Below are 7,103 nucleotides of genomic sequence, written 5' to 3'. Positions count from 1 at the left end.
CTTATTTACAGAAATATTGTATATATATGCTTCTTTATAGTTGGTATTGGCTGTGCCGTTTACCAAGTAATTAGAGGTAGTTAATCTCGACAAGTTATCATAGGTAAAAGCATAACCATGTGTATTGGTTTCACTCGACAGCTTCCAACTCATTGCTCCAATATTCCCATTATACTGTTTAGTACTGCCTCCATATGTATCATTATAATACAATATTTCTGTAAATAAGGGACTTGTAATTGATTTTGTCCACGATCGGATATTATAGCCATAGGTAGACAACGCGTTTGCTACTCCACCTTTTTTGTTGGTTTTGAGTCTGCCCAATTCATCATACATATTTTCTGCAAGGGTGATAGCAGTTGCTCCATTGAGTTGATAAGTTTCTTTGGTCAATCGTCCTGCATGGTCATAAGTGTAAGCATACACCTCTGTTTGGGTGGTCTTTCCTGTAGCCTGATGGACATGTTTCTTCTGAGTCGGCTGTCCGGTAAAGTTATAGGCGATATATTCCTTTTCAATACCACCCGGAAGATGATTATTACCCTTGACCTGTATCGGCCGTCCACGATTATCATAATACATCACTGAATATAGGTAAGTACTTTCTATTCCACCTGTAGAATTCATTTGCGTTGTAACAGTCCCTGTTAACAATCCTTTGTTCTTATATCTGTTCGCTGCCTGGTGATCACCATAGCAAATACCATAGCCGGACTCAGCCACATACTGCGTATTGGCATTGTTCGGAACCTCAGTCATTCCTAAAAACGAATAATCATCGTAGTAATTTGCAGACAATATGGTTGAAGTAGAAAGAGTAATACCTGTTATGGTATAACTGTTTGCAAGATTCGTCCGGCTTGTATTATAAATTGCTTTTACTACTGCATTTATAGGATTTTCAACTGCATAGTTAATTATATTTTTACATGTTCCTGTTAATACTATTCGTCCAAATACATCGGGAATCGAATAGGTCCATTCACTTTTTAGTCTCTGTTCACCATCTTGTGTAAAAATAAGTTGATCAGCCTTATCATACACATAATATATCCAATCGCAACCTGGTAATTTTTTGGCTATGCAATGATTGCTCCCATCATATTTATAGAGGTAAGCATATAGCTTCAGGTTCGTATCGGTTTCTACCCAACTGGATGAACTCAAAAGCCTATCGGATGCTTCTGGAGGAAGAACCGCTCGAAGATTACCGAAGCTATCATAAATATAGTTAGTATCATACAGTTTGCCATCGTTTATCTGGCGGGTTAGCACGACTTGCCCCTTCTTATCTTTAAACTCGTAAGATATGTTTTCATCTTCGTCTTTCAAGCGAGTTACAGACAATTCACCGACTCCATAATTAGTTGTTCTGAAGAGACTAATGCTTTTTGTATCATCTGTAGTCTTGTACAATCCACAGACCAGTGAATCCGCATATGCCCATGTAGTTCCGGTTTTAGTTCTATTAGTCAAGTATCCTGTTCTGTGAGCTTTCTTTTTTATATGCCAATCAGCCCCAGGTCCATATTGCTTTTCAAGACGATTTAGGTGTGAAGGTTCGTAATATGGCCTTGAATATGATTCTTCATCAAGATAAAAGGTTTTTGAGATTTCAGATATCCTATCAGCATTCACAAAAGAGCCATTATTTGAAGGAGAAACGATGGGTAACCATTGTTTACTTAAGCGACCCCAATAATCGTATCCATAAAGTATTATTAAGTCTGTTTTTTGCGGTGTTCTACCAACTTGTACCGTTTGCGCCAACTTCCCCAAATCATCAAAATATTGTATATCCACGATACCGGTACTAGGATCAAAGGATAGATTATTTGTTTTAATGTTAGGATATGAAGTTGTTATTGTATTATAGATTTGTTTATTATTACTATAATAATAATTAGCTTCCATATCAAGAGATGGATCTTGTTCTGGCACTAGAAGTGACTCAGGGGTTAATTTCATCTGAACTGTAACGGTGCAAGCTGTTGTATTGTCAACATCTATCATTAACATCCAATACCCAGCTTTAAGGTAAACATTATTCCAACTCGTTTCGCCTGTTTTATTCTGGATAACATAATTAGTCGGACCTTCTTGCAAAGCAACAATATAGGCCTTGAAACTATTAGCCGAAGTTGTGGATGTAGAAGTATCAAGATAAGTTGGAGTATCTATCTTAAAAACAACCATAACAAACCCTACACGTCCATTATTTGGGAAATTAAAATTTGCCGTTTTATTAGAAATTTGATTGGAAGGTATTGTTCCGATGTCAACCCTAGGTTGTCCTGCAATGTGGACAGATAGAACCAAAAATATAATCAAAAATATAATATTCCTTTTCATAATTTGTCTATTTAATGATTCTTATATTGATATTTATAACATGATATAATATTTCCCTCGAGATCTTTTATCGCTTTGAGCTTATCAAGCGAATAATAATCATATTGATATGTTAGCCCTTGTGGTGTAGTCATTGATGTCATACCTAAATCTGGGCTATAAGTATAGCTGGTAATCTGGGCATTGGGTAATTTTTCTCTCAAAGGGGCAAACGCCTGGGGACTTAAGGTACTATTTGATAGTATAGATTCCAGATTCGGCATAGCTGCAATCACTTCATTGTAACTGGCATTGCGTATAACTGCTACTACGTAAGTATATCTGTATCCCCATAATAAAACAGAGCTACTACCACTTTTATCGACTATTTCGACTATGTTGTTAGCCTTATCGTATTCGGTAAAAGCTTTTTCTTGATAGTAATGGCTGTCTTTATTAGATCCGTCGTAACTTATAAAGTTGACTAGAGGATTAGTTATACTGGTTTTAAAGATAAACTCCGGCACATAAGTATTATTCTTTTTTTTATATGTTATTAAATCGGAAGAAATAACTTTATTATTTACTTTTCTTGTTGTTTCAATCGGATAATTAATCATATTTATCGATTTCATTTCATTGTAGATACCCGATTTTATATCAGAAGCATATAATGTCTGAGCTATTTCCGAAACAGACTGACTATTTACTATTTCTGTTTTAGACAATAAATCATACTCATTGTATGAATACATTTCAGAAAGAGTAACAGGATTTTCTTTTTCTTTTTTTGTTATTTTCTCTTTCAATTGAGCCTTATCTCTATTAGCAAATCAAGAGGTTGTAATAAAAAATAAGTAAACTATTTATCAAACTAGAGGGCATGAGTTTCTTTGGTCTGAAGTATAAAAGAGCAAAAGACATGTAAAAAATTAAATATTGTACATCTATAAACTAGATCTAATTTATTGTAAAAAAATACGAAGAATAATAAAGGTAGCAGCAGTGTCTAAATTAAAATATTTGATATGAAAGCAATAATTTATTACCCTTCCGTATTCACAAAAAGCATTCAACACCCATTCCCGAAAAGTTTTGGTATATAGCGATTGAATACGGAAACTTAAGAAAATAATAACCTCTAGATTATAATAGGTACAAATATATTCTTCTTTCTCATTTCGGGTATACCGGTATTCTTTTGTCACATCCAGTTCTCTCAATAAGCCTTCTTTGAATATAACTTTGAGATGCTTATTGATTGTAGGTGTATATATGCCAAACAGATCAGCCATATCATTTACTGTCATCCAGACCGTACCATCTACTATTTTTACTTCAATGATTGGTCTGTCAGTATCTATATCTGTAAACTTTATATATCCTGTTTCCATAAACTCAACTAGATTAAACAATAGCACTTTTTGATTCGTAAGTTTTTAGTTTTCCAGCAATAGCATTCATTTCATTGGCTATCTTGTTATTAGTTATCCGGGCATATATTTGCGTTGTCTGGATTTTTGTATGCCCCAGCATTTTCGATACAGACTCGACCGGAATACCCAAGGATAAAAATGTAGTTGCGAATGTATGACGGCTCATGTGATAGGTGAGGTGCTTCTCAATACCGCACAAATCGGCAATTTCCCTTAAATAAGAGTTCATCTTCTGATTGCACATTGTCGGAAGAACTTTATTATTTTTTTGTTTTCCTCTGTATTTCTCGATTATAGAAAGCGGTATATCCATTAAAGGAACGGTTATATCGGTATTCGTTTTAACACGCTTCTTCATAATCCATAGATTATCATCAAAATGAGGCTTTATATCGTCATACGTTAATTCGTATATGTCTGCATATGAAAGTCCGGTGAAACAGGAAAATATAAATATATCCCTTACCTTTTCGATCCGGGCAATAGAGAAGTCTTTTTCAATAATCGCCTTTATCTCTTCTTCAGTCAGATATCCTCTGTCAACCTTCTCAAAATGGATTTTATAATTCGCATAAGGGTCTGCAATGATCCAACCATTATTCTTTGCTATATTGATAATCTTCTTCAGAAGCCTCATGTTGCGTCCGATTGTATTGGTCTGGCAATTCCCTTCAATTCTGAGATAAGTTTCAAAATCCGTTAAGAAACTGTGTTTAATATCTTTCAGTTTAATATCAGACAGATTATATTTGAATTTTAAGAATGTCTGAAGCTTTTTATAAACACATTTGTATTTTTGCAGGATAGCCGGAGAGAATTTTTTACCGACCAGTTTTTCCATATCTTCATTGTGCTGACGATAGACTTCCAAAAGATAGATTGGTATGTCGTTAGGAGACGAGGAGATACCAAGAATACTGTTTTTCAAGCCTTCTGCAGAAACAATCCCATCACGATGAAATATCTCATTGTATTTTTCATTGATAAGGCTGGTATAAGAATCTATAATCTTATTGATACCTAAAGCTTCTCGACTCTTTCCGATTGCTCTGCCTGTACTTGATTCCCAAATACCTGTATTTATTGCAGCTTTTATATTAAAACTGACCTTCTCCTGAGAGATGGTAATCCGGCAAAAGATAGGTGCTGTTCCGTCCTTTTTAAGTTTGTCTCGACGGATGTAATAAATAACATTGAATGTACTTTTCATAACTACTCATTTTAAATTACAAATAAAACATTATTGTTTCTCGAATGAGTAAATCTTGTACTTCCAAAAATGTCTGATACACTGCCAATTAAAGACAATTTAGGGTGAACACTTTTTCCGCTTAGGGTGAACACTTTGGGGAACGAATTAAGGCGTTCGATGCCTGTTTAATGTCTTTTTCTGGCTATATGGATAAAAAGAAAAATCCTACAATATATTGATATTGTAGGATTTAACTAACTTTTTTCGCCTTTTGGCTTTAACTCTGGCGGTATGGACGGGACTCGAACCCGCGACCCCCTGCGTGACAGGCAGGTATTCTAACCAACTGAACTACCACACCATTTTGTTTTACTTTTTTATTAGCAGCATTTCCTCTCAAATGCGATGCAAAGATAGGATAAGGATTTGAATCCTGCAATAGATTTACAAAGATTTTTTAGAATAAAATTTAACATCATTGTGTTTCAAAGGATTAAAAATAAAGAAAAATTATCGGCTTAAGTATTCTATGAAAATTTAAATGGAAAAATGGAAAAATGGAAAAATATAAATAAATAAAAAAGTTTACGAGAATTGATACTTAAAAAAGCAGCAAGATAAATAACATTTACAATATTGATATCTACCAAATTTATGACTTCACTAAATATTTTTTGAAATATTTTATACTTTATTTTGATTTATAAAATATTTTGTCATATTTTTGCAAATAAATAAATCAAAAAGAAACTCATAACCAATATATCTAATCAAAATGAATAATAAAGATTAATTTTAGTATCTTTAAATATTTTGATTATGGAAACTCTAATTTTAGGTAAAAAAGGTTGTCTGGCTATAGTATTATTTGCTTTCCTCTCTACTTTATCCGTAAAATCGCAATCAGTTAATATTGATTTCGGAGCCGATTTAGTAAGTTCCTATGTATGGCGCGGTTATAAGCAAGCCGGAGCCAGTTTTCAACCAACATTAAGTGCTAGTGTAAGTGGATTCTCACTAGGTGCATGGGCATCTACAGATTTTACTAGCGAAAATGGTAAAAAAGAAGTAGATTTTACTGCCGCATACGAAAACAGCGGATTTAAAATTGCTGTTACAGATTACTGGTGGGATGGAGAAGGTCAGTATCGATATTTGAGTAACCCTCTCGGAAGTAATAATGGACATTACTTAGAAACATCATTAGGCTATACACTGCCCGAATCATTCCCATTAAATGTTACATGGAATACATTTCTGCTAGGTAAAGGAAATAAGAAAGAAGATGGTAAAAACTCTTATTCTACTTACATTGAGTTAGCTTATCCATTTTCTGTTGCAGGAATAGATATGGGAATATCAACAGGATTCACGCCTTGGGAAAGTGCTGTTTATGGAACAAATGGATTCAATTTCACTTCTATATCTTTAAAAGCATCCAAAAGTTTAAAAGTTACAGATTCATTTTCTTTACCGATATTCGGTCATATCATCTGCAACCCAAATCTTGAAGATATACATTTTGTATTTGGCATGTCTTTTAAGTAAGAACCTCCTTAATTATAAATAAAACACTTTATCTTTTTTATATGAAAAAAATTGAAGCAATCGTTCGCAAATCAAAATTTAATGAAGTCCGCCGAGCGTTACATGAAGCAGATATCGACTTTTTGTCATGGTGGGAAGTCAATGGACAGGGGAGTGCCCGTCAGGGTTTAATATTCAGAGGTATAGCATACGATGTAAATACAATAGAACGCATCTATATCGCTTTTGTTGTAAGAAATATAAATGTAGAAAAATCAATCAATGCCATTTTAGGCTCAGCTTTTACAGGCGAAAGCGGAGATGGTAGAATATTCGTATCGGCGATAGAACAATCAATCCGTATACGCACCGGAGACCATGGTGACGAAGCCTTGTACGACAAGGATGAAGAGGATGAAGAGAGTAAATAAAGATTAGGTTAAAAAGCTTTAGGTAAAAAATAAAAATATGAAACATCGATTATTCAAATACGTCACTATTATATTGTTTATAGCTATGGTTTTACCCACAGCTGTATGGGCACAGGATTCTCTTACAACTGTTGCTGACTCTTTAAAAACAATAACGACTATTCCCGTAGAAGCTGCAGCAGC

At 34.1% G+C, this 7,103-nt stretch carries 6 protein-coding genes and 1 tRNA gene; 2 read left to right on the top strand and 5 right to left on the bottom strand.

The features are described 5' to 3' along the window. The 5 genes from LDB17_RS04435 to LDB17_RS04415 all read right to left on the bottom strand — a co-directional run. The coding region (locus tag LDB17_RS04435; protein ID WP_393924909.1) for a DUF6443 domain-containing protein at positions 1-2,355 on the bottom strand (2,355 nt) is incomplete at its 3' end. An 11-nt stretch (positions 2,356-2,366) separates the two neighbouring features. Further along, positions 2,367-3,143 (bottom strand): hypothetical protein, encoded by a 777-nt coding sequence (locus tag LDB17_RS04430; RefSeq protein WP_252637406.1) that lies wholly within the window; start codon positions 3,141-3,143, stop codon positions 2,367-2,369. A gap of 156 nt (positions 3,144-3,299) precedes the next feature. Beyond that, entirely contained in the window at positions 3,300-3,728 is a 429-nt protein-coding gene (locus LDB17_RS04425) for a hypothetical protein (RefSeq protein ID WP_252637407.1), read from the bottom strand. 13 nt (positions 3,729-3,741) lie between these two features. After that, positions 3,742-4,980, bottom strand: coding sequence for a site-specific integrase (locus tag LDB17_RS04420; protein WP_252637408.1), 1,239 nt, complete (start codon positions 4,978-4,980; stop codon positions 3,742-3,744). 266 nt (positions 4,981-5,246) lie between these two features. Beyond that, a tRNA-Asp gene (locus LDB17_RS04415) sits at positions 5,247-5,323 on the bottom strand. 458 nt (positions 5,324-5,781) lie between these two features. Between LDB17_RS04415 and LDB17_RS04410 the strand changes: the two genes are divergently transcribed. After that, positions 5,782-6,510: a hypothetical protein gene (locus tag LDB17_RS04410; RefSeq protein WP_252637409.1), complete on the top strand. Its 729-nt coding sequence runs from the start codon at positions 5,782-5,784 to the stop codon at positions 6,508-6,510. Positions 6,511-6,551: 41 nt separating this feature from the next. Beyond that, the gene (locus LDB17_RS04405; RefSeq protein ID WP_135106111.1) at positions 6,552-6,920 is read left to right on the top strand and encodes a P-II family nitrogen regulator; all 369 of its coding nucleotides are present in this window, start codon (positions 6,552-6,554) and stop codon (positions 6,918-6,920) included. The last annotated feature ends 183 nt before the right edge of the window (positions 6,921-7,103 follow it).

Source organism: Dysgonomonas sp. Shenzhen-Wh21, from assembly GCF_043392705.1.
Taxonomy (GTDB): Bacteria; Bacteroidota; Bacteroidia; order Bacteroidales; family Dysgonomonadaceae; genus Dysgonomonas.
The sequence above is the reverse complement of the archived record's forward strand: the minus strand, read 5'-3'. Positions and strand labels throughout refer to the sequence as shown.